This window comes from Anaerobacillus sp. CMMVII (assembly GCF_025377685.1).
GTDB lineage: Bacteria > Bacillota > Bacilli > Bacillales > Anaerobacillaceae > Anaerobacillus.
The window spans coordinates 88,836-111,190 of record NZ_JACEHK010000004.1 but is presented as its reverse complement, the minus strand read 5'-3'; the positions used below and the strand labels follow the sequence as shown (position 1 = coordinate 111,190).

Below are 22,355 nucleotides of genomic sequence, written 5' to 3'. Positions count from 1 at the left end.
TACTTGTATGCCAATAATGGGGCGAAAGGACAATATCAATGTAAGGTGTGTACGTGTCTTTTCAGTGAAAAAAACCGCTATCTAAATGAAACAATCCTGAAATGCCCTCACTGTTCAAAAACACTAGAAAAAGTGAAAGAAAGAAAAGACTTCCATGTGTACAAGTGTAAAAATGATGCTTGTTCTTATTACCAAAAGAAACGAAATGCGATGACTCAAAAAGAGAAAAATAGGTTCAAGAAAGATCCCCAAGCCTTTAAACTTCGCTATATTTACCGCCAATTTCACATTGATTTTCAACCGTTAGCGAAGCATTCACCAAAGAGGCCGAGAGTTGATCTATCAAGAATTTATGTGTCTCCATATACACTTGGACTTATCCTTACTTATCACGTCAATTATGGTCTGTCAGCTCGCAAAACAGCTGCTTTAATGAAGGATATCCATGGTGTTTCTATTTCTCACCAAAGCATTTTAAACTACGAGAATAGTGTTGCCTTATGGTTGAAACCTTTTACTGATCACTATCCTTATGAACTCTCTGACCAATTCTGTGGGGACGAAACGTACATCCGTGTAAATGGCCGTTGGCATTACCTATTTTTCTTCTTTGACGCTGTAAAGAAAGTGATACTCTCTTACCCAGTGTCACCTAACCGAGATACAGCAACCGCCATAAAAGCGATTGACGAAGTATTACTAAAGCTTAAGAAAATACCTGAGAACCTTACATTTGTGGTTGATGGAAATCCAATTTACTTGTTAGCTCAACATTTCTTTGCCCAGCATCAAATCCCTTTTGAGGTCATTCAAGTGATTGGCTTGACGAACGAAGATGAAGTTTCAAAGGAATACAGACCTCTCAAACAAATTATTGAGCGACTAAATCGAACCTTTAAAGGGAACTATCGGTCAACTCATGGATTCGGTTCAGAACATGGTTCTGTTTCATTCGTGACATTATTTGTCGCTTACTTCAACTTTCTAAGACCTCATTCGGCCTTAGAAGGAAAAGTGCCTGTGACCATACCAGAGCTAGAAAAGCTTCCAAACATGCCTGCTAGATGGACAACTCTTATTGGTCTAGCCCAGGATTGGATCAGCGAACAAAGAGCCTAACTTTTGTTTAGCAGAGCCCTTTCTAGCCAGCGGCGAAGCGAACTCTTGACAAACCGAACTTGCCAATGGTTTAAAATGGAAATAACCAAGGGTTTATTTGGCATGCCATCTTTTGTCCGCTTCGCCCTTGTTAAACCTCACTCTAAACCATTGGCGTGTTTGTCAAGAGCGATGGCGGGAGCTACCCCCAGATTAATTGGTAGAAAGTTTCATCAGCCTTTAGTTTTCATAGAACTTTTGACACTTCCAATTCATTAAACATTAAACTGCTTCAATACTTACAAAGAAAACGTCACTGCAGCTTGTTCCAGTATCGCGCTAGTTAGTGAAAATCTAACATTTTTTGTTACATACATTTCCGAAGTATATAGTCGCTTCATTTGATGTATTATGCAGACTTTAGAATAGAGTATTTTTTCCTAAAGCTCCAAAAAATTAATGAAATAATAAGCGATATAACTGTATAAAAAATTGCCCACCCGAAACACCTTGCCAACCCACGTTATAAACTAATGGAACCACTACTGTTGGGATGTTAAGAATAAAAAATATGATTAAAGGTGGCATAAAATACTTTTTAAACCTAATTGTACAGAGTAAAGAAATAATGATCGTTAAAATAGGTGCTAAGATTAAGTATATCGGAATTTCCCACATCAATAACCCCCTTGTATTTTGTTAAACTGCTTATTACTTCGAGACAAAAAGGCGATCACCTTTATTCAGCTATCGCTATCGTTAAATTCAACAAATTGTTATTTGCTTTTACTTTCGTCGTCATCCATGTTTTTGCCCCACTTGAAACCTAATTTACCCATGTAATATAGAGCCCCCGCAGATGTAACACAACTAATATTGCTATAATAAGTTCCATTGTTACCTCCCAATGAATCTAATTATTTAGTAAATTGCTCAGTAGCACCACAACAGCAACGACAACTTACTGAACTATCGCCTCCGTTAATAAAAAATTAAAATAGGTTCTTAATCGTAAAAAAAGCAATAACAGCAACAATAAGAATAATCATACATCCTGGCTTTCCAAAGAAACCTCTATCGAATAAGTCTGTATTCTCCTCATTTTTTCTCCTCATTTTTCTTCCCCCACATAATTTTTCTCTTGTTTCACTATTCTGCTCAATACTTAAACAAAGGAGTTACTGTGGCTGTTCCACTAAAGCACACCGTTTGTTGAAGAGTGTTTAGGCTATTCTGGTCCGCTTGCTGACAGAAAAGATAATGACAATTAGAACAGCTATAAGTATAGTAACAACCAACGCATAAATAAAATAATCCATAAATAATTCCTGGGACCATCGAACGCTGTCTGTGATTATCCAATAACTAAGTTTATTTGAAATAGCAATCCCGTCTTGTTCTCCAAAGCTCGCTTTGTAATTAAACCACAAACTAATGGTAGATATAGTTGAAAATACTAAACAAACAATTAGCGTAGTAGTTAAAGGACGTTTCACAGAAAAGAACTTGAACAATGCAAAAATTACTAATAACAAAGCCAACGATGACAATATAAACATAAAAATTCCTTCTTTCGTAAATTTTCTTCTTTCAGTATTCTGCTTCGTTAGCGACACAACGGCAGCGACAGCCTTATTGTGCTATCGCATTTTTTAGTTGAAGAATTTTTTAATATCATTCTTGATTTTCATACTCTAATAATTCCGAAATTGTAACAAATGTATATCCTTGTTCTTTTAACGAGGTAATAATACCTTCTACTGAATGGAGTGATTCTCTCCTACTTTCATACATGACATGCAATAAAATAATTGAACCTGGTCTTATATTTTCTACAACATGATGTACAATTTCATTTGCATCAGCAGCAATTTCGGGAAAAGAATCAGGTTCTAAATTCATGTAAATGGTATACCGATCTTCCTTAGATAGATAATACGGTAACAAAACTAACCTTTTTCCGAAAGGTGGACGGAAAGTGATCTCTCCCTCATAACCGATTTGTCGTATTAACTCATCCGTTTTATCTATTTCATCTTTAATAAAAGATGGAGATTTAAAAACCATTCTTTGATGCGAATAGGAGTGATTTCCAATTTCGTGTCCTTCTTGCACAATTTGAATCGCATCGTTAAAATGTTTCTCGATTTCATACCCAGTTAAGTAGAAGGTACCTTTCACATTATATTTTCTTAAAATATCTAATATTTCATCTGTATTTACCCCTGGACCATCATCAAATGTTAAGGCTACTACTTTTTCGTTTGTTTCGACACTATTAACTAAACCACCAAAGAATTGGAACGTTCTTGATTGAGATAACTCATTTACTGAATAACTAACAGCAATCAATAACACGATAGCAATACTAATACTTTTTATTATTTTTTTCATATGACCCCCAAAATTAAACTATAAGAAGCGCGGGGACGGTTCTGTTGCTTCCTTTGTTTCGCCAAACAATGGGAGCATATCAAACCGTTCCCTTGCTTCATTTAAATACGTACATACCAGACGGACTAATTGCAAAATTTGTCCACGAAGGGTGTCTGACACCGGATATTCTGTTATGTAACTGCCAGGAAGTCTTTGACGGCTTCCAATTCAACTGTACCGACTGGCAATGCTTGGTATGTCGCAACCAAGATAGCATGAGGGATTCTAACATTTCAATTTTCATTTACGTCAGATCCTTTCTTGTTAGGTATTCTTTATAGATACCATTACCCGTAGTTGTCACAACTTCCCTTTTTCAACTAATAATGGAAGTATATATCAATTATTCGACAAGAAATGAGAAAAACCTTTGTTTATGGTAAGGAATTGAATCGTGGGGACGCTTCATTGAAAATAGTACATATCAGACGGACTAATTGCATATTTTGTCCACGAAAGGTGTCTGACACCGGAAATTCAGCATGTATGTCTTCAACATGGCTTCTTAACTCATCATTAGTTACGCAGTCACTCCTCGAATTATCTCGTATTATGGAACTGATGACTTCGTGGGAGAAAAAAGGTTTTGAGAAAATAATCGTAGAAGGAATTGGAAAGGGAATTTAGCAGGTGCGCCTTTCAATTAAGAAATGCGCAAGCGCCCTGTTAAGCCCCGACTAGCAAATGTTCTTCGAGAAAAAAAGTGTGCTCTTTCACTTTTATTCTCGAAGAACATTTGACCTCGAGGGGCTGGGCGGTGGAGCTAGACAGTTATTACGTTGAAATTTTATACATTCTTATCTTTATAAAAATACAGTCGACTAGATGGTCGACTGCTTCTTCAAAATCAATTCTTTTATCTCCATCTATGAGGTTTCGAAGGGGGAGTTCTTTGGAGTAAATATTTAGAAGATACTTCCGTGGCTATGAATTTACGTTACGCTTTTTAGGACATCTACTGCCATCGATTAATTTTTATTTGTTTTAATAATAAAAACTTCTTTTTCAAGTTTATTAACTTTATCAGTAATAAACACAACGTCATTTATTCGCGATTCATTTGTTAATTCAAACTGTAGTCCGATGCCTTCTATTTTTGAATCAACATTGTCAAAACGACCGTGCATTTCAGACCTTAAATTATGAATATCAGTTTTCATTTCTTGAAATTCACGATTCATCTTTGTAAGTAGTTCAAAGATTTGTTTTTCCATTTAGGATCACCTCCAGCCTTTTGAATTTTGGACTCGTTTAAAAAATTTTACAAAGAATTCACGCTATTTACTAGTACTTTTTTGGTCGTTAGCGGAGCCTAGCACTTAACTTCTTGGACAAAGATGAGTTTAACAGGGACATCATACCTGTCCCCACGTCTCCCTTCTTACTATAGTCTTTTCCTGTAACTTTAAAGGCGGGTCTTTATTTTTATGACCTCCGATTTAATTGGTGGTAACGTCAAATTCTCAGCTACTTTTTCAGAACGATATTCCTTAATATACTTCTGAAAATCCCATTCCTGTAAAAATTTCGTTGCTGAGTTTCTGCCGATTTCGATTAACTGCAGCTTATCCTTTTGAGAAATACGAAAATCCGTAGCACCATTGGTAATCCCTGTAATAAAAACCGTTCGGATGGCAGCCTCTTTTTCAATATAACGCTTATCATGGGCATCAAGCATTGTCCGAACAATTGCGATTGTTTTAGATACTGGCCCCCTTATCTTGGGCAAATCGGTAGGTATCATTTCTCCTGATAAGCGGAAGCCAAATGTCGGCCACCTTGGGACTCCCAGAGAGTCATAAATCCAAATCGGGTAGTTACTAAGAGCACCGCCGTCAATAATTGTATGACCATTTAATTTTTCAGGAACAAAAAAGAAAGGAATTGAACTACTCATCTTAACAGCTCGAGCAATGGAAAATGTTCTTGGGTCTACTCCGTAAAAAGGCAGATCGTCGGGGAGAATGGACATTCTACTATTCGAAATATCCGTTATGACTATTTTTAGCTTATTCTCTGGCAAATCACCAAAGGTCCTCTTCCCTTTTCGTTTCAAGGCTTCCTCTAGCCATTGTTCAAAAAAGGTAAGCTTATAAATTCCGTTAGTAAATAATAGATTAAGTATTGGTCCTGCTATAGGAACCTTTGTAAGTAGTGCTTTTTGTTCAACTTTTTCAAACGGGAATTGTAACATTAACTCCTGTACCTCTGAAGCATTATAACCAACTGCTAACAATGCAGCTACAATAGAACCTGCAGAAGTACCAGCTAGACGCTCCCATTTATAGCCCGCTTCTTCGACCACCGAAATGGCACCTACATGAGCAATCCCTTTTATTCCACCACCTTCAAAGACTCCATCAACCTTCATCTTGCAACCCCTCCCACTTAGCTATTACATTTTATAAGAATGAAGGAAGTACTATGCCTAAACTTCACATTTTTATAGGAAGCGTGGGGACGGTTCTGCTGCTTCTTTCGTTTCGCTAAACGAAAGAAAGATGAACTGTGAAGTGCTTATCAAGGAAAGTAAAAAAGCAGCCTAACTTTCACCCAAAATGATAAAGGATAGACTACTTTTGTCAATTTGATTTATATTAGATAATCTTATCCTGCTTAAGGTCTTCTTGGATTTTAACTATCACCCTCCCTTCTTCCGCACACTACTCTCCTCAACTATTTTCTTTCTATCTTCTTTAATCTTCTCAAAGTAAGCGGTGAACTCTGACGCACCAGTATATGACACACATAAATACTCATTGGCTCTTGTCATGGCAATGTAAAGCAGTGATACTTCTCGTTCTTTGTTTTCTTCTAAAGGGAAAGGCATATTGTCTAGGTTTACGACAAATACGGCTTGAAAGTCGAGGCCTTTGCTGCTGTCGATGGTGCTAATTTTAACCGTGTCGTCATCACGATTAAGTTTCGTTTGCTCATTTCGTTTTCAGTTTGCCAATAGTACGGTAAGCCTTGCTTTTCTAATGAGCTTTTAATCGTATCAATGATGTTGAATTTGTGAGTTCGTTTGACGCGGTAGAGTATCAAGATTTCTGAATACGGTACGCCCTTTTGTTCGTCGAGCACTTTGATTTGCTTGGCGACGATTTGCATTTCCTTACTAAACGTCTCGGCCAACACTAGAACCACAACAGCATCAATAGTTTGTTTTTATCCTTGCATTACTTTAATTGAATAAAATTACAATCTAGCTACCTAACAAATTTCCCAACAAATTCTCAATAAAATGGATTATCATATAAAAATTATTGTTTTTTTAAAAAAGAGACCGATTCGCTTCAGAATAGGTCTCGACAATTCTATACTTTTCTCCTTCTTAACTTAACCACTTATTCTTATGAACCGAGCCTTTTCCATATTACTGTATTCTCTCGATTCATAGCGAATAGTCCCATAGCGGGCAGATAGAGGTAACCGAGGCAACCGTATAATAATCCCAGTTATATTTTTTGTTAAGCTATCCAAGAATTCACATGAGTGAGGTGATCGAGTTAATGGCTATGTCTGGTTCTTTTTAGGGAGTTGTAATCTCTCTTATCAAGCTTTGGTTTCTGGCCCTCGTTTGTCCATTCCCTGTGGATTTTTACACTTTTTTGTCCACAAGCGGTGTCAGACACCTGACTTTCCGACACCTGACTTTCCGAGTTTGGATACTCACAAAGTTCCATTAATGTTCCGTCTGTTGATACTGGATTAATATAGATAAGTCTTCTACCTCGCGTGTTGGTACGAAGCGTGTCGTCTAGAAACCGAACTCCATTTTTTCTGCCTTCTTGAATCGCTTTATCCAAATCCTCAACGCGGTATGCGAGATGATGCACCCCTTTTCCACGTTGTTTTATGAAGCGAGCAATTGGTGAGTTCTTGTTCGTTGGTTCCAATAATTCAATTATTTTATCGTCAGTTCGGACAACAGCTACGTGAACTTCAACACCCGGCATTTCACTTGTATAACGATCCTCTAGTACCCCATTTAATACATTTATATAGAAGGGGAGTGCATCATCAATACTTCTAACAGCGATTCCTACGTGATCCAAAATATAGTTCAAAACAGTCACTCCCTTCATCCCTATTCTAATATAGCCTATGGTTTAATAGCCTAATTCAATCTTAACACTTAATCCATTTGTACAAAAATAATAAGCGTTCTTTCAATGTTGAAGAAACGCTACTGGAAATGTATTTTTATTTTTCGGAAGTAGTTGTATAGTCAATGGAATTAGCGATCTCGACAAGCACTTCAGGAGTTACTTGCTGAGACACTCCACTATCGATGCTTAGTGTGTATTGCCAGCAATCTCGTTCAAAAACAAGGGCCTTGAAATTCGTTGAAATTTTAATGAATTGTGCTTTTTTCCCGTTTTTTAAGGTATAGTCATTTAAAACGTATTTAGACGGTATTTTAAGTTTATGGTCAATATGCTTAACTTTAATCATATAGTGGTTTTTGCCGGAGTTTTCATTTACGTATTCAACTTCAAAACTGTCGTTTAGAGCTCCTTCTAAATCATTAAATCTCCCGAATTTATGGGTGAAAACGATTGGCGGTACTCTGAGTGGTAACGCTAATCTTTGATTGAAATGCTTTTCAAAATTAATTAAGGCTTCTTCAACGGATTTATAGCCAATTTCAATGTAGGCTTCTTCAAAAGGTCGAGGTCTATCATTTACAATTGCATAACCTTTATCTATGTTTGTTGAAAATACGATACTTAGGACAAACGAAAGTAGGTAAATACACTTTTTCATTTTCTTCACCCTTATATTTTTTCAGTATTTTCCCCATCAAATTACAGATTATCCTTTATTTTTGCTATGTTGGGGTGGGACAGTGAACCTGTCCCTGTGTCCCCTTATTTGAACCGTTATGGCAGCCAATAGCCGTATTCAGCTACCTCACATCAAAGATATTAGTCAATTACTTACTAGTCCCAATGACATTTAGACCATCTTCAATGCCCTTCATTATACCGTAAGCACCTTCAGACCTGTTTGAACACACAACTACTTTATGCGATTTCTCAGGATAAAAGGCAGAATGAAAACTAACACCAGGGTCATAACCCATCACATGATATTTGTGTATCTCGCCTCTTTTTTCTTTATCCATAGCCCATAGCCATAAAATTGATTTTCATCATCGACTCGAACGTGGGAAGTGAGCAACTGTTGAGTGGTTACTTCGCTTAGAAGTACATTGTTCATTAGTGCATCCCATAGTTTATCCATATCCTTTACTGATACAAATGCGCCACCATCCGAACCACCTTTTGCTGGCAAAGAATAAAAATTCGTTTTCCACGTTCCATCTGGATGATCAATGTAACCTAGTGCGGTATTCGCTGGAAGAGCATCTAGTTCAAAGTATCCGGATTCCCCCATACCAGCTTTATCGAAAATGTGTTTTTGAATATAGTCAGAAAAGTTAAGTTTACTAGCTTGTTCAACAATTAAACCTAGCAAAATATAACCGGCATTATTATAGTGAAACCTTTCTCCGACTTTAAATTTCATCGGTTGATCTTGAATTAACGGCAAAAAGTCTCTCAGACTTCTAATATGATACATTGGATGTTTAATCCACAACTCTTCGAAGTCATCCATTACTTCCTCATCAAAGTAATCAGGTATTCCAGAAGTATGTGTTAATAGATGATGGATCGTTATTTCTTCATCAAAGTGTGGGAAATCAACATTAAGACATTCTTTTAACTTTAAATCGAAGGATAGCTTTCCTTCCTCCACTAGCTGACATATTGCAATTCCCGTAAAAAGCTTACATCCCGATGCAATTCCATAGCGAGTTGAAATGCTATTTTTTAATTGATCAGAGAGATTAGCATACCCATAACTTACTTCTGCCAAAATTCCCTTATCGTCAGTGACCAAAACCGTACCTGAAAATTCAATTTCTTTTTGCAAAGCTGTGATACGCTCTAGTAAATTAGTTTTCATCGTAACCCTCCTCTTTCAAAAAAATATATACAAAGATGACCAGCTATGTTTAGCAACTGGGACAGGTACATTGTCCCTTTCACAGTACAACCATTATCTTATTCTTATATGTAACTTTGATTATTTACGTTTCCTGAAAGATTTAACATATTAGCGGTACCTCCAATTACGAAAAATAAAAAAAGCCAAGAATGCAGGTTATTAAGATACCTGACTTTATCCAAATAGTCTTACTACTAAGTCCAGCTTTTCCCTCTAATTGATAGATATATTGAACTAAAATAATCATACCTATCATGATTAGAAAAAAAACTTTAAGATTTTCAACTACTTTAAGAAATTCAAAACTTCCAATAAAAACAAGAATTATCCCGATCGAACCCAAAACCATATTAAAATATAATTTTCCATTCTTACTTTCTTTCAATTTTAGCCCTCTCTTTCTACCAATTCCGTTTAAATAAACACAAGTTTTAAGTCACTAGTCTGCCAAAAAGACCTTTCCTATAAGGTCTTTTTTGAAAAACACTACTTTTTTTCACAAATAACAGGAGACCAAAAGCCATCCTTTTTAATCACTACTTCACTTTCAATATCGAAGTTATCAAAGCATTTTTCTATGATAAGTTGATTTGCTAGATAATTTTTATGTATTTGGTTAAACACTAAACCACCTATTGTTAAGATAGCGACACTTCCTAATGCGATTATCAAATGTAGTTTGTTTTTGTTCAAATATGCCCACTCCTATCAAAATTGTCGAACAATTTAGGAGGTTTCTCCACAACTCGTCCACCGGTTTATATTAACATAAATATCCATTTTATAAATCAATTATTTAGTTCTTATTCATTGATTATAATCACTTTATTAGTCTGGAAACCGGCGGAACGTTCCCGTCATTCTTATAAGAAATGACTCGACCAAAAAGACCTGTCCAATCAATAACAATCGCTTATATCATCCAAATTTCCATTGTGGGATTTTATTATGACGGTAGTTCAAAATCACCCATTGAAATTAATTTCCTGGTTAAAAAAATAACATTTTACCGCAACTCACAATAACGATTATCTTGGTTGCCTTCTTTCATTCCACCCCTTCAACAGGAAAAGCACCTCCATTTTGGAAAGTGCTTTTTATAGGGTGGTATATTCTCAGATTTAGCTTATCATTAATGTGTCTTGTAAAACTCAATAACTTCAGAAACCGCACGCTCTGCTGCCCGAAGTGCTCCTTCAAGATGACCTCCATGATCAGATGAGGTTTCTGTACCAGCAAAAATGACCTTCTTTTCCCAGGCACCAGCACTTGTTAGTGGACCATAGTTTGGAAAATTGCTATTAGGTCTGGCGTCATCCCTAGTAGCAGTATTCGAGTCATTTGACCAATCTTTGTATAAAAGGGCAATCGGTTTTTCAGCGGATGGTCCAAAAAAACGAGTCAACTGGTCGACGACAAGTTTGAGAACTCTTTCCTCACCCAATTCTTGGCGCATCTTTACAGGTAGTCCAAAGAAACCAAAGAGTGCACCACAACCTGTATCGGGTGATGCATCATGGATTTCTTGCAAGGGACCTCGCCAGCTCATTGCCTGGCCGGAAAGTCCCTCTTCCCTCCAAAAGGGGCGATCATAAATCGCAACCGCCTTTGCATGTCCCGCCATCCACGTCGGCTTGTCTACCAAGTCCGTCATTAGCTTGCTAGGAAGAGATGGCGAGAATACTATCTGACGCGCCACGATTCGGGGCGGTAAAGCTAAGATAACGGCTCTTGCGCGAATGCTTTCCTTCTTTCCATCAACTAGGATTACTTCTAGAGTGACCGTTCCTTCTTTATCCATACCGATTGCTGTTACGTGCGTGTTTAATTGCACGATCCCTTGAGGAATAGTGGCTTCCACAGCGTCGATGAGGGACTGAACACCACCAATAAGTCGAACTGACCTTTCAACTGCCCCTTCTTGTAGCTCATGTCGCTGAATCGGCCCATCTTGAGATTGCTCGAAAAGCATTGCTCCTTCGGTGTGCTGTACCAATGTCCGTAAGCCCAGTTCACTAACAAGACTAGAGATAACAGGCTCGTGTTGCGGCCAGAACCATGTTGGTCCCAAATCAAACTTGCCAAGCTCAGGCCTGTCCACGGTTGCCCTACTTAAAACTCTACCTCCAATTCGGCCTCGCGCCTCTAGAACTCTGCAATCGACGCCCTGTGAATAAAGCATAGATGCTGCATGAAGCCCGCTTAAACCAGCCCCCACAATTATAATAGGATCATTCATATCTTTACCTCCAATTACTGTTCACACCGTCCAAAACAAACAGTTTTTGAACCCTCATCTCATAATATAGAAGGTTATCTAAACTATTTATTAATGTACCATTACCCCCATTATTTTACTAATTTGAAGCGTGGGGACGGTTCTGGTGCTCCCTTCGTTTCTCTAAACAAAGGGAGCATATCAAACCGTCCCCATGCTACATTGAATAACGTACATACCAGACGGACTAATTGCATAATTTGTCCACGAAGGGTGTCTGACACCGGAAAAAAGAGACCTAACAAGGTTAGGTCTCATCTTTTTTATAAATTTTACAGTTTCAATTCTTTTTCTAAAAATGCGTAAAAATCAACCCATTCGTCGATAAGCTTAGATGTTGGCTTACCAAGCCCATGTCCCGCTTTCGCTTCTAAACGAAGAAGTACGAGAGATTCTTTATCAGCTTTCTCTAGTAGTGTAGCCGCGAATTTCTTAGCGTGAGCTGGGACAACACGGTCATCACTTTCCGCTGTCGCTATCAGTAATGGAGGGTACTTTTGTCCTTCTTGTATATTGTGCAACGGAGAGTATGCATACATAAATGGAAAGTCTTCCGCTTTTTCGGCATTCCCATACTCTGGAATCCAATAACGGCCAACTGTAAATTTATGATAACGAAGCATATCAATCACCGGCACTCGACAAATGACTGAACCAAATAAATCTGGTCGCTGAACCATACAAGCGGCAACGAGTAAGCCCCCATTAGAGCCTCCCATTATTGCTAGCTTACTAGTATTTGTGTAGTTTTTTTCTACTAACCATTCACCCGCAGCAATAAAATCATCAAAGACATTTTGCTTATTCTCAAGCATCCCTGCTTTGTGCCATTCTTCGCCATACTCGGACCCTCCACGAAGATTTGCCACTGCATAAATACCACCTTTTTCAAGCCAGCGGAGGATGGCTGGGTTAAAGGAAGGGGTAAGACTAATATTAAAGCCACCATAGCCATATAAGAGGACAGGGTTTTCACCATTTAACTGTAACCCTTTTTGATGAGTAATAAACATTGGCACCATCGTTCCATCTTTTGAAGGATAAAACACTTGGCTTGTTTCAAAGTTTGAAATATCAACTTCTAATTCAGTCTCTGAAAATACCACAAGCTCATCCGTTTTGATATCATAGTGATAAACAACCGTTGGGCTTAAGAACGAAGTCATACCAAAGTATACGTCCGAACCAGTCTTCTTTCCTGTGATTTCAGTTAACGATCCAATCATTGATAATTGAAGTTCTTTTTTGTAAGAGCCATTGTCTTGAAAAATATGAATTTGATGATGGGCATCTTGTTTATAGACGACAATAAAATGCTCGTCCACATGTTTCACTGTTTCGATTACATCATCCTTTTGTGCAATAACTTCTTTCCAGTTTTCTCTTTGAGGATTTTCTAAGTCAATCGCAATGACTCTCCCACGTGGGGCATCAAGGTCTGTCTGAAAATAAAAGACACTACCCTCGTTTGTAATATACGTATACTCTGCATCTTGGTCGTCGAGTAAACGAACAAAAGCATCACGAGAGTTCAGTTCCTTCACATAGAAACGATTTTCTGTCGCCGTCCCAAACCAAACATGTAAGCAAACATATTGTTCGTCATCCGTTACAAACGGTGAAAACGATAACTCTTTGTCTTCAGGCTGTTCATGAATAAGTTGGTCATCCTCTTGAGCCGTTCCAAGTTTGTGAAAATAAACTTGGTTGTAGTTACTTTCATCTTCAGCAGCTACTGTACCTGGTGTTGGAAAGCGGCTATAAAAAAGCCAGAATTGTCAGGTGCCCACGAAATCGGTGTGAATTTAACATTTTGAATATGATCAACCAGTTCTTCACCAGTCGCAATTTCTCTCACCTTAATTTCTTGCCAGTCACTTCCGTGAGTTGAAGTAGCATAACCTAAATATTGCCCATTACCACTAATTGAAAAATTTGTCATTGCGACAGTTCCATCTTCACTTAGGGTATTAGGGTCAATCACAACCGTTTCTACCTCTCCCAACTTTCGGTATAAAGTTGCTTGGTTTTTAAGGCCATCATTCTTTTGATAAAATAGCGCATCTTCCACTTTATTAGGTACAAAGTATTTTGGATAATTCCAAAGGCTTGTTAATCTTTCACGATCCTTATCACGCGAAGACTTTTTGGAAAAATAAGCTTCACATTGTTTACCAATTTCTTTGCCCCATTCGATAGTCTCATTAGAAGTTGGGTCCTCTAACCAACGGTATGGATCTGCAACCATTGTTCCGTGAAAGTCTTCTACAATATTATCTTTCTTAAACATTATTAATCACCTCTACAGGAAGCGTGGGGACGGTTCTGCTGCTTCCTTGTTTCACTAAACAAAGGAAGCAAGAGAACCCGCGCTTCGATTTTTTCATTCTCCTACAGTACTTCGATATACGAAACAAAAAACCCTTTTTTTTCATGAAAAGGAAGCGTGGGGACGGTTCTGCCGCTTCCTTTGCTTTGCTAAAGGAACAAAGAAAAAAAGAGAACTGTCTCTATGCTTTCAAGAGGACATCAAAATAAAAATAGCCTTCCTAGTTAACACTAAGAAGGTTAGTTTGGTAGATTATTTGAGTTTTATCATTTCAGTTTAAACCTCTTACTTCCTTCGTTTCGCGAAACTAAGGAAGCAAGAGAACCGTCCCCGTGATTTTAAAACTGATAACCTAATAGATTTAACATGCCGAGTTGATAGGAAATAAAAGCACTAACAAAAACCATCGTAAAGAATACACTTAAAAATAGCCAATCTCGTTTTGTGACTTTCATTTCATGATAGTGAGTCCGTTCTTTAGAGCCTGTAAAGCCTTTAGATTCCATCGCAATTGCTACTCTTTCTGCTTTTCGAATCGCATTTGCAAATAAAGGAATAGAAAATCGTTGAAATTCTTGAATACGGCCCTTCAGTCCCCTTGCTCTACCAACACCTCGAATACGGTGTGCTTGCTTTAAGATTTGAAACTCATGACGAAATGTTGGTAAGAAGCGGTACCCGGCTAAAATACCGTACGTAAATTTAGGAGGAAGCTTACATTGCTGCATTAAACTGAGCATAAACTTCGTAGAATCAGTTGTTAAAACAAATAATAACGACAAGGCAACAAATGAGAGCGAGCGTAAGCCTAAAGAAATCCCCGCCATTAAACTTGTTGAAGTAATTTCAAATCGCCAAAAAGAAAATAACACCTCTCCACCTGAAAATGTATCACTCGGATATAAAATCGTCATCCAGGAAAAGCTTAGCGCGATCAGAATAAAGGGAAAAAACATCTTTGACCATCGTTTTATAGAAACATTACTAAAGAGGAAGGTAACTAAAATCGTAAAAACAAGATAAACAAGTGGCGTAATTGGATCATAGCTCACCGCTAACAATATAGCTGGGATAAGTACTGTAAAAGCCTTCATCGATGGGTTAATAGACGTAATCATGAATGAATTCAACTCCGCTTTTATTCTCTTTAGGCAATCTTTCTTCCATTCGAACTCGATAAGGCAACCTTAAATGGGATTCTACTAAGAGCTCCTTCTTTTCCCACAACTCTTCGGGGGTTCCTTGGAAGGATAACTTACCTTGATTGACGACATATACTCTTTGACAGAAACTATCAACAAGATCCATATCATGAGTAACAAAAACGATAGCAGTTCCTTTCTTCCGTAGCGATTCAATCATTTCCATCAACTCTTCAGTTGTTTCTGCATCCTGTCCGAAAGTCGGTTCATCAAACAGCAATACACTCGGTACCTCATCTAACATCGTGGCCACGCTTAGTCGGCGTTTTTGCCCGCCACTCAAAGAAAAAGGATTACTCCACTTATGGTTTACGAGATGAAAACGTTCTAGTAATTGATTAACCTTTTCTTTTAGTAGATTCTCAGGAGTTTTGTTCAGCACCATACCGAATCCAACTTCATCGTACACTGTATCAGTAATAAACTGGTGTTCAGGATTTTGAAAAACAAATCCCATTTCCTTTCGCATTTCTCTCTCTGACCAAGATTCATACTTTTTATTTAGGAGAAAACGTGATCCTGACTTGTTTTTAATATTCCAGCGATTAATTGCAATAATGTTGATTTCCCTGCACCGTTTTGGCCGACAATTGCCACTAGCTCTCCTCTAGCTAACGATAGGCTGATATCGGTGAGGATCGACTGTTTTCCCCTTGAGAAGGAGACATTACAAAGAGATAAAACTTCGTCAAAATTATCACCAATTTGATCAAGAACTAAATTAGATTTTTTTTCTTGGATAAAAATTGATGGCTTTCCTATCTTTTGAAGCCAGGTTGCTAAATCTTTTTCTGACAATGGTAAGTCTTTTACGGCACTCGATCCATTGTCTGTTGCTAATGTACTAATGACGGTTTCTACAACCTTCGGAATATGAATACCCTCGTTCTTTAATAGACTTATTCTATTATAGAAAATTTCTTGAGGTGTCCCTTCTGCCATTAACTCGCCTTCTGAGTTAATCGCAAGCACTCTGTCTGCCATTGGAAGCCAATCATCCAAATGGTGCTCAATTATCAGTAAAGCAAAATTACGCTCTTCTTTTAACTGCTTCAAGATTTGGGTAAATTCAAATCTTGAAGCAGGGTCTAAATTAGCTGTAGGCTCATCTAAAATTAATAATGTCGGTTCTAATAAAAGGACAGAAGCAAGAGCGACTTTCTGTTTTTGACCACCAGACAGTTCATGGATCGGACGATATTTTACATCAATCAAGCCAACGAGCTGTAATATATCATCAATTTTTTTCTGCATTTCTTCTCGAGGTGTATTAATATTTTCTAACGTAAAAGCTAGCTCATCTTCTACCGTAACCATACAAAACTGACTTTCAGGATCTTGAAACACGACACTAATTTCTTGATTTATGGCTCCTTTTTCAAATTCATGCAAAGGTGTCCCCTTATAATGAATTTCGCCTTCAGTCCAGCCTTCAATTACATCAGGATAAAGACTATTTAGACATAATGCCAATGTACTCTTCCCTGATCCACTTGGGCCAATTAAGAGAATCGCCTCATCATCACCAATCGTAAATGAGAGGTTTTTTAGTAAAGGTGCCTTGTTCGCTTCATAACCAAAAGAAAAATCATCCAGTTTTATGAGAGCTTGACTATGATGCTTTCTGCTCACGTTTTGTTTGCCATTCCTTTCCTAATGCATAACTTCTAAGTACTCCTGTATCAGCTAACTTTCACTAATCCATTTTCCTAGTAAACCAGCCAATACCGCTCCACTAATAACACGAACAATAAACATAGAAGTTAGTAATGGCATAGCTAATGCTAAAAATCCAGATCGGTAAAAGCCCCATCCAAAACTAAACACAGCAGCGCCGATTCCGGCAGCGACAAGTACCTTCGTAGAATAATTACGATATTTTGTTGCTGCAAAGGCTGCTTCTGCTCCTAGTCCTTGAAGAAATGCTGCGACAATTAACAAAGGTCCCGCTGGTGAGCCAAGAAGCACTTGTACTCCACCGGCAATCGTCTCAGAAATCAATGCAGCTCCTGGCTTTCGAATGATATATGCGGTAATGATCGAAACAATAAACCAAACTCCAAAAATAACTTCATAACCAAATGGGCCTAATCCGAATGGTGCTAATACATTCGTAAGAGCAGTTCCGAATAAGAAAAACAATAAGTAAATAACAGCGAAAACAACTCCAAGAATAGACATTAAAACAATTTCACGTAAATTCCATTTCATTTCCATTTATAAAAACTCCTTTTTATTAGGCTCTTTTCTAAAACATTGTTGCTATTTAACCTCAAATAATTGAAAAAATCCCTCAAAATAAGATTATCACCCTATAAATTGAGTAAGAAAAGAGCACTAGTTTACTAAATAAGTAGTGAAATTTTAGTAATTATGTGTAAAAATCCGGCTTTTGGGATTTTTACGAAAGCAACATACTTTAGCGAAAACAGCCTTTTATTATGATTATTTATCTTTTTTCGATGGACTGTTCGCTGATATTACTGCTGTCATCGTTACATGGCTACGCTCATGTGTTTTTGCTGCATTAACAAAGGATTGCTCTAATGTATAGAACACATCATGAACATCCCCATCTAACCTGGAGGCATAATGTACTCCTTTTGTAAATGTTCCAATTTCTTGTGCATGTGCACATTGATCGATAATTACTTGCATGTAGTCTGGATTATTCATCGGATAGAGAGCAAATTGTGTTGCCACTTCTATCGATTCTTCTTTCGCCTTTTCCTCGTTAAGGCGTACATCGTCTTCAGACATATACGTATCTCCTGCAGTATCTCCAGGACAACCAATAGAGAATGTTCCATTAAATACTACATGAACCCCTGTTTTCGCTGCATGAACAAAAATTGCTTTTGCCACATCAAAAACATGCTCACTTCTTCCACGAATACATGTACTTACATCATCCGTTTCCGACCAAACCTTAGAACTGTCCACTTCCTTTAATGCTGTTGTAATAACCTCGACAAAATTATCAGTCATTGGATATATAGAAAAACGACACCCTACAATTCTACTTATTCCACAGCTTAATCCTTGCATAAAAAATTCCTCCTCTTTTTATCGATTAATCTATCAACATATGTAGTGACACACCCCTCATAAAATAAGAGCAAAACAAGTCGATGGAACGAGACAGCTAACTGTTAGAAGAAGATATCCCAAAGCAAATTCTCCTTTTACAAAACAAAAAACTGCATCTCCCGAAAGAAGATGCAGTGAATAATCATCGATTGGAATTACCGTCTTTTAAAGATAGGAATCCAATAAATTCACATGCACTTCCTCACGCTAGTATTACCTAGATCGAGTTTTAAGGGTTAACAGGTATTTCATCCTGCCTCTCAGCTAATGCACCCCTAGTGCGTCACAGACATATATAGTTTCTCTGATTTTACCTCTTTATTTTGTTTTTGTAAACAATGAAGAAGCGTGGGGACGGTTCTGCTGCTTCCTTCGTTTCGCTAAACGAAATAAATTTAGAAAACTTCCTTGTTCTCAAGTGAACTGCTTTAATTTTATTAATACCTCGCTACATTATAGCGGTCTCATTCTGGTTCTATCAACCTATACAAAATTTCTATCGACTTTTCGAATTTGGAAGAGGGATAGACCTGTCCCCTTCCTCTTCTTGAAGGATAGCATAGTTTGTCCGTATATATATGGAAATCAGAGAAAAGAGCCAACACACGAGTGTTGACTCTCTACCAATGCTTAGTAACCAACGTACGCTGTACCAATGATTACTAATAAAATAAACAATACAAGGATTAACGCAAATCCTGCACCTGCATAGCCTTTGCTCATGAGTGCCACCACCTTCTCAGAGATTGTGGGGTAACCCCAATATACAAACTATGTAGCTTTATTTTTTTTGTATAGTTATTTATCCTAATTGTTCAAAAAACTTTCAAAACTGGTTTCTTGCTTTCTTCGTTTCACTAAACGAAAGAAACATGAGAACTGTCCCCATGCTTTTTATATTAAAATACTATAGCGATAAAAGTTTAAGAAGCGCGGGGACGGTTCTGCTGCTTCCTTCGTTTCGCTAAACATAGGAAGCAAGAGAACCGTCCCCGTGCTTCCCCCTTTACGAACGTTTGTTTTTACTTTATAATTAGAACAAACGTTCTATTAGAGGTGAGGATATTGGAAACTCAAGAAAGAAATGATCATGACCGTTGGTTCAAAGAGTTAATTACCACTTTTTTTGAGGAGTTTATTCTAGCATTTTTCCCGGACGTATATGAACACCTAGATTATCAACACATCACTTTTTTACAACAAGAAGTTTACACCGACATCTTAAAAGGTCGCAAAGGTGCAGTTGACCTTCTAGCTGAAACAAAATTAAAGGGTGAAAATACAATTATTATTGTCCATATTGAAACACAAGCAACCTTTCAGGAAGATTTCAGTGATCGCATGTTTTTTTACTTCAGCCGTCTTTATGAAAAATTCCGTTGTCCAATTGTACCAATTGCTATTTACAGCTATGAAGAAATGAAGGGGGAAATTAACTCTTTTAACATTCAACTTCCATTTAAAGAAGTGCTTTCATTTAACTTTTTACGGTACACCTTAAGCGCAAAATTTGGAGAGAATTTATAAATCAACCTAACCCTGTTGCCCTTGCATTACTCGGTAAAATGGGCTACGATCAAAGTGAAAAGGTCAAAATTAAATTTGAATTTTTACGAATGTTGCTGAAATTAGAATTGGACCCAGCGAAACAAAAATTAGTTGCTGGTATCTTTGAAAAATATCTTAAATTAAGTCCTATAGAAGAACTCGAATTGAATGAACAATTAAAGCAAATACCAAATGATGAGGTGAACCACATTATGGAACTGATGACTTCATGGGAGAAAAAAGGAAAAGCAGTAGGAAAAATAGAAGGAAAGATTGAAGGAAAGATTGAAGGAAAGTTCGAAGCTAAACTTGACTTTGCTAAACTTATGCTGATTAAGGGTTATCCTAGAAAAGAAATACTTGAATTAACTGGGCTAACTGAGGCTGAAATTGAAAAATTAAAGGATCAAATTGAATAAATTAAACCTTTTATAAGATTAGTCTACCTTATCGGTTATCGCCAAGTGTTAAGGAAGCTAGAGAACCGTGTTTCAATTTTCCCCTACAGTACTTTGATATACGAAATAAGAAATCGAAAAATCACAAAGAAGAGGGACAGAGCGACAGCTATACTGCCCCCTTGTCCCCCCTCAGGGAACAAACAATATTGTTCCGTTTTGTTTTCTATTAGTAACAAACATCCTTTATTTCATAATCCTCTGAATGATCGGTTTCACCTGTTGTACAGGTAAAGCACATATTGGAACCAGTTAGCGCTGAACCAATTGCCCAGATGGGTTGTCCACAAGAAATACAAGGTTCTCCTGCCTTTTTTCGTTCCACGGCTGCTATTAGGCTTTCTTTTAGACTCTTTTTATCAGTATTATTATTTGCTTTAACGTGCTTCTTTGCAAATTCTTCAATTGAAATTGGTACCATAAATTTGTCCTCTTAGTCTTTTTATTTCAAACAGCAATTTTTATGTTTTTTTCCACTACCGCATGGACATGGATTATTTCTTCCTGTTTTTGTGTAGTTGCTCATAGGAACAACCTTTCCGGCTTTCGCAGCGATTGGAAAAGCTACTTTAGCTAAAGGTTGTAATTGTTTTTGTCCGATTTGCGAAACCTCATGGGGCGTATGTCCTTTTAACACCCACAAACGGGTGTTATTATATACATTCATCACCTTACCTGTTAGCTCCTGTAAAAAATCCATAGAAGGGATCTCAATCCAGCTTTGTAAATATTGAATAGCCATGGCAGGTTGAGCATCTTTATTAATCATGGTAACTAATTGCCATGCAATTTCATCTAAGTTTTCATTATTCATTTCATAGTAATATTTTAGAAAATCTAATAAATCCTTCATCGCGTGATTTTTTTCAACGTAGTCAGGCTGCCCTGCGGCTAATAATTGTGCTTTGGTAAACGAATAGTAATCGAGACTTGCTCTCATTTTATGTTCTTCAATGAGTTTCTTCTGATCAAACACGCGATGATCCTTCAAACCAGTATAGTTTAAGGAGACTTGTTCGTAATAGTCACTTGCAAATGTAATGACATCCAAAAAGTGTAAGACGTCAAACTCTTCTTTTGTTAGGCCTTCTACCTTCTCTATTAGACTAGACGAGTCCATACATCCATAAAAATAGAGTAGTCCTTGAGTAAGATTAATCCAGGTTGTATTACGTTGGACCTCTTTTGTAGCTTAGGACTATCTATCTCTGAGAAAGCATTCATAAAATCCAAAGGCATAAATAACACTTTATCCCCTAGGTAGTTACCCGGGAACAAAATACTATAATCCTTCAGGGAATTTATTTTTGAAAATGAGAGAGAGAATTTGTTAAGATAGCCAGATTGTTTCACAATTTTCTTTACAAGTTCGTAACGTTCTTTATCAAGATTAGAAATAATATTTTTGTATAGCATAGGTATCTGTCTTGCTAGCTCAGTTGCAAGTTCGTTCTTTTTTAGTGAACTAATGCCTTTAATGTTGTAATTTTTTCGGATGCAATCTAATTCGTACTTTGTTAGACTACTAAGTGCCTCAATTAACGTACATGGAAGCGAAATCTGTTTCCAAGCCAGTTCTTCCATTTTCATTTGTGTTTTCATATTATCTTCCTTCATTCGTTCCAAAGCACCTAATAATGTATTCATTGTTTTTTTATCCATAAACTCACCTCTATTTTTAAAGGGACTGCTTTTCTGTCCTATTTTTCATTAATCGTTTCAAAAGCTTGGACAAGGTATCAATCCCCTTATCCCTTTAACTCCCTTTTTTCACTAATTATATAGCATTACAAGAAATGAGGAAAACCTTAGTTTTTAGGTAGCGGTTCATTGAAAAACGTACATACCAGACGGACAAATTGCACAATTTGTCCACGAAGGGTGTCTGACACCAAAAA

22 protein-coding genes, 5 pseudogenes and 1 riboswitch are annotated in these 22,355 nt (G+C 37.3%); of the genes and pseudogenes, 2 read left to right on the top strand and 25 right to left on the bottom strand.

The window, feature by feature from the left end; translation table 11 throughout:
* Positions 1–1,119 (top strand): DDE-type integrase/transposase/recombinase (locus H1D32_RS09045; protein ID WP_261177955.1); only part of this gene is annotated, 1,119 nt, incomplete at its 5' end.
* 435 nt (positions 1,120–1,554) lie between these two features.
* On the opposite strand, the gene H1D32_RS09040 is transcribed toward H1D32_RS09045, so the two are convergent.
* The 22 genes and pseudogenes from H1D32_RS09040 to H1D32_RS08940 form a co-directional block, all read right to left on the bottom strand.
* Positions 1,555–1,776, bottom strand: a complete 222-nt coding sequence (locus H1D32_RS09040; RefSeq protein ID WP_261177954.1) for a hypothetical protein — start codon at positions 1,774–1,776, stop codon at positions 1,555–1,557.
* Between the two features lie 314 nt (positions 1,777–2,090).
* Complete coding sequence (locus H1D32_RS09035; RefSeq protein WP_261177953.1) at positions 2,091–2,213, bottom strand: hypothetical protein; 123 nt, start codon at positions 2,211–2,213, stop codon at positions 2,091–2,093.
* Between the two features lie 108 nt (positions 2,214–2,321).
* A complete protein-coding gene (locus tag H1D32_RS09030; RefSeq protein ID WP_261177952.1) occupies positions 2,322–2,657 on the bottom strand; it encodes a hypothetical protein in 336 nt (111 codons plus the stop codon).
* Positions 2,658–2,772: 115 nt separating this feature from the next.
* Entirely contained in the window at positions 2,773–3,492 is a 720-nt protein-coding gene (locus tag H1D32_RS09025) for a polysaccharide deacetylase family protein (protein ID WP_261177950.1), read from the bottom strand.
* A 1,010-nt stretch (positions 3,493–4,502) separates the two neighbouring features.
* Complete coding sequence (locus H1D32_RS09020) at positions 4,503–4,748, bottom strand: hypothetical protein (protein WP_261177948.1); 246 nt, start codon at positions 4,746–4,748, stop codon at positions 4,503–4,505.
* A gap of 191 nt (positions 4,749–4,939) precedes the next feature.
* A complete protein-coding gene (locus tag H1D32_RS09015) occupies positions 4,940–5,905 on the bottom strand; it encodes a patatin-like phospholipase family protein (RefSeq protein ID WP_261177947.1) in 966 nt (321 codons plus the stop codon).
* Between the two features lie 270 nt (positions 5,906–6,175).
* Positions 6,176–6,421, bottom strand: coding sequence for a 3'-5' exonuclease (locus H1D32_RS09010; protein ID WP_261177963.1), 246 nt, complete (start codon positions 6,419–6,421; stop codon positions 6,176–6,178).
* Positions 6,376–6,669: a hypothetical protein gene (locus H1D32_RS09005; RefSeq protein ID WP_261177946.1), complete on the bottom strand. Its 294-nt coding sequence runs from the start codon at positions 6,667–6,669 to the stop codon at positions 6,376–6,378. Before H1D32_RS09005 ends, H1D32_RS09010 begins: the two co-directional genes overlap by 46 nt.
* Positions 6,670–7,043: 374 nt before the next feature.
* The gene (locus tag H1D32_RS09000) at positions 7,044–7,604 is read right to left on the bottom strand and encodes a VOC family protein (RefSeq protein ID WP_261177944.1); all 561 of its coding nucleotides are present in this window, start codon (positions 7,602–7,604) and stop codon (positions 7,044–7,046) included.
* 136 nt (positions 7,605–7,740) lie between these two features.
* Positions 7,741–8,304: a hypothetical protein gene (locus H1D32_RS08995; protein WP_261177942.1), complete on the bottom strand. Its 564-nt coding sequence runs from the start codon at positions 8,302–8,304 to the stop codon at positions 7,741–7,743.
* A 169-nt stretch (positions 8,305–8,473) separates the two neighbouring features.
* Positions 8,474–9,510: pseudogene (locus tag H1D32_RS08990) on the bottom strand (serine hydrolase domain-containing protein).
* A gap of 166 nt (positions 9,511–9,676) precedes the next feature.
* Positions 9,677–9,937: a hypothetical protein gene (locus tag H1D32_RS08985; protein WP_261177940.1), complete on the bottom strand. Its 261-nt coding sequence runs from the start codon at positions 9,935–9,937 to the stop codon at positions 9,677–9,679.
* Positions 9,938–10,038: 101 nt separating this feature from the next.
* Complete coding sequence (locus H1D32_RS08980) at positions 10,039–10,245, bottom strand: hypothetical protein (protein WP_261177937.1); 207 nt, start codon at positions 10,243–10,245, stop codon at positions 10,039–10,041.
* A gap of 439 nt (positions 10,246–10,684) precedes the next feature.
* Positions 10,685–11,791 carry a flavin monoamine oxidase family protein gene (locus H1D32_RS08975; protein WP_261177936.1) on the bottom strand — a complete coding sequence of 369 codons (1,107 nt, stop codon included), beginning with the start codon at positions 11,789–11,791 and terminating at the stop codon, positions 10,685–10,687.
* 311 nt (positions 11,792–12,102) lie between these two features.
* A complete protein-coding gene (locus H1D32_RS08970) occupies positions 12,103–12,843 on the bottom strand; it encodes a prolyl oligopeptidase family serine peptidase (RefSeq protein WP_261177961.1) in 741 nt (246 codons plus the stop codon).
* A gap of 141 nt (positions 12,844–12,984) precedes the next feature.
* Positions 12,985–14,078, bottom strand: a pseudogene (locus H1D32_RS08965) (prolyl oligopeptidase family protein); the annotation flags it as partial.
* A 419-nt stretch (positions 14,079–14,497) separates the two neighbouring features.
* Positions 14,498–15,277 (bottom strand): energy-coupling factor transporter transmembrane component T family protein, encoded by a 780-nt coding sequence (locus H1D32_RS08960; RefSeq protein WP_261177934.1) that lies wholly within the window; start codon positions 15,275–15,277, stop codon positions 14,498–14,500.
* Positions 15,261–16,303, bottom strand: a pseudogene (locus H1D32_RS25375) (energy-coupling factor ABC transporter ATP-binding protein). Before H1D32_RS25375 ends, H1D32_RS08960 begins: the two are co-directional and overlap by 17 nt.
* A 147-nt stretch (positions 16,304–16,450) precedes the next feature.
* Positions 16,451–16,993 (bottom strand): annotated as a pseudogene (locus H1D32_RS25370) (ABC transporter ATP-binding protein); the annotation flags it as partial.
* Positions 16,994–17,047: 54 nt separating this feature from the next.
* The gene (locus tag H1D32_RS08950) at positions 17,048–17,578 is read right to left on the bottom strand and encodes an ECF transporter S component (RefSeq protein ID WP_314733383.1); all 531 of its coding nucleotides are present in this window, start codon (positions 17,576–17,578) and stop codon (positions 17,048–17,050) included.
* 228 nt (positions 17,579–17,806) lie between these two features.
* Positions 17,807–18,409 (bottom strand): Ykof family thiamine-binding protein, encoded by a 603-nt coding sequence (locus H1D32_RS08945; RefSeq protein WP_261177933.1) that lies wholly within the window; start codon positions 18,407–18,409, stop codon positions 17,807–17,809.
* A gap of 224 nt (positions 18,410–18,633) precedes the next feature.
* Positions 18,634–18,738: riboswitch (TPP riboswitch) on the bottom strand.
* A 343-nt stretch (positions 18,739–19,081) separates the two neighbouring features.
* On the bottom strand, positions 19,082–19,174 hold the full coding sequence (locus H1D32_RS08940) for a YjcZ family sporulation protein (protein ID WP_261177931.1): 93 nt from the start codon (positions 19,172–19,174) through the stop codon (positions 19,082–19,084).
* A gap of 342 nt (positions 19,175–19,516) precedes the next feature.
* Here H1D32_RS08940 and H1D32_RS08935 point away from each other — a divergent pair.
* Positions 19,517–20,418, top strand: a pseudogene (locus H1D32_RS08935) (Rpn family recombination-promoting nuclease/putative transposase).
* A gap of 208 nt (positions 20,419–20,626) precedes the next feature.
* Here the strand turns inward: H1D32_RS08935 and H1D32_RS08930 are convergent.
* From H1D32_RS08930 to H1D32_RS08920, 3 genes are read right to left on the bottom strand one after another with little or no spacing between them, the layout of a single operon-like run.
* Positions 20,627–20,878 (bottom strand): hypothetical protein, encoded by a 252-nt coding sequence (locus tag H1D32_RS08930; protein WP_261177930.1) that lies wholly within the window; start codon positions 20,876–20,878, stop codon positions 20,627–20,629.
* Between the two features lie 21 nt (positions 20,879–20,899).
* Positions 20,900–21,577, bottom strand: a complete 678-nt coding sequence (locus H1D32_RS08925; protein WP_261177929.1) for a YecA family protein — start codon at positions 21,575–21,577, stop codon at positions 20,900–20,902.
* Positions 21,559–22,119 (bottom strand): hypothetical protein, encoded by a 561-nt coding sequence (locus tag H1D32_RS08920; RefSeq protein WP_261177928.1) that lies wholly within the window; start codon positions 22,117–22,119, stop codon positions 21,559–21,561. The genes H1D32_RS08925 and H1D32_RS08920 overlap by 19 nt, the downstream gene beginning before the upstream one ends.
* Positions 22,120–22,355: the final 236 nt, after the last annotated feature.

Excerpts from the sequence above, each read along its gene's own strand:
- H1D32_RS09040 (WP_261177954.1), bottom strand. The coding sequence starts at position 1,776 with ATGTGGGAAATTCCGATATACTTAATCTTAGCACCTATTTTAACGATC.
- H1D32_RS09035 (WP_261177953.1), bottom strand. The coding sequence starts at position 2,213 with ATGAGGAGAAAAAATGAGGAGAATACAGACTTATTCGATAGAGGTTTC.
- H1D32_RS09030 (WP_261177952.1), bottom strand. The coding sequence starts at position 2,657 with ATGTTTATATTGTCATCGTTGGCTTTGTTATTAGTAATTTTTGCATTG.
- H1D32_RS09025 (WP_261177950.1), bottom strand. The coding sequence starts at position 3,492 with ATGAAAAAAATAATAAAAAGTATTAGTATTGCTATCGTGTTATTGATT.
- H1D32_RS09020 (WP_261177948.1), bottom strand. The coding sequence starts at position 4,748 with ATGGAAAAACAAATCTTTGAACTACTTACAAAGATGAATCGTGAATTT.
- H1D32_RS09015 (WP_261177947.1), bottom strand. The coding sequence starts at position 5,905 with ATGAAGGTTGATGGAGTCTTTGAAGGTGGTGGAATAAAAGGGATTGCT.
- H1D32_RS08995 (WP_261177942.1), bottom strand. The coding sequence starts at position 8,304 with ATGAAAAAGTGTATTTACCTACTTTCGTTTGTCCTAAGTATCGTATTT.
- H1D32_RS08975 (WP_261177936.1), bottom strand. The coding sequence starts at position 11,791 with ATGAATGATCCTATTATAATTGTGGGGGCTGGTTTAAGCGGGCTTCAT.
- H1D32_RS08970 (WP_261177961.1), bottom strand. The coding sequence starts at position 12,843 with ATGTTTATTACTCATCAAAAAGGGTTACAGTTAAATGGTGAAAACCCT.
- H1D32_RS08960 (WP_261177934.1), bottom strand. The coding sequence starts at position 15,277 with ATGATTACGTCTATTAACCCATCGATGAAGGCTTTTACAGTACTTATC.
- H1D32_RS08950 (WP_314733383.1), bottom strand. The coding sequence starts at position 17,578 with ATGGAAATGAAATGGAATTTACGTGAAATTGTTTTAATGTCTATTCTT.
- H1D32_RS08945 (WP_261177933.1), bottom strand. The coding sequence starts at position 18,409 with ATGCAAGGATTAAGCTGTGGAATAAGTAGAATTGTAGGGTGTCGTTTT.
- H1D32_RS08940 (WP_261177931.1), bottom strand. The coding sequence starts at position 19,174 with ATGAGCAAAGGCTATGCAGGTGCAGGATTTGCGTTAATCCTTGTATTG.
- H1D32_RS08930 (WP_261177930.1), bottom strand. The coding sequence starts at position 20,878 with ATGGTACCAATTTCAATTGAAGAATTTGCAAAGAAGCACGTTAAAGCA.
- H1D32_RS08925 (WP_261177929.1), bottom strand. The coding sequence starts at position 21,577 with ATGGACTCGTCTAGTCTAATAGAGAAGGTAGAAGGCCTAACAAAAGAA.
- H1D32_RS08920 (WP_261177928.1), bottom strand. The coding sequence starts at position 22,119 with ATGGATAAAAAAACAATGAATACATTATTAGGTGCTTTGGAACGAATG.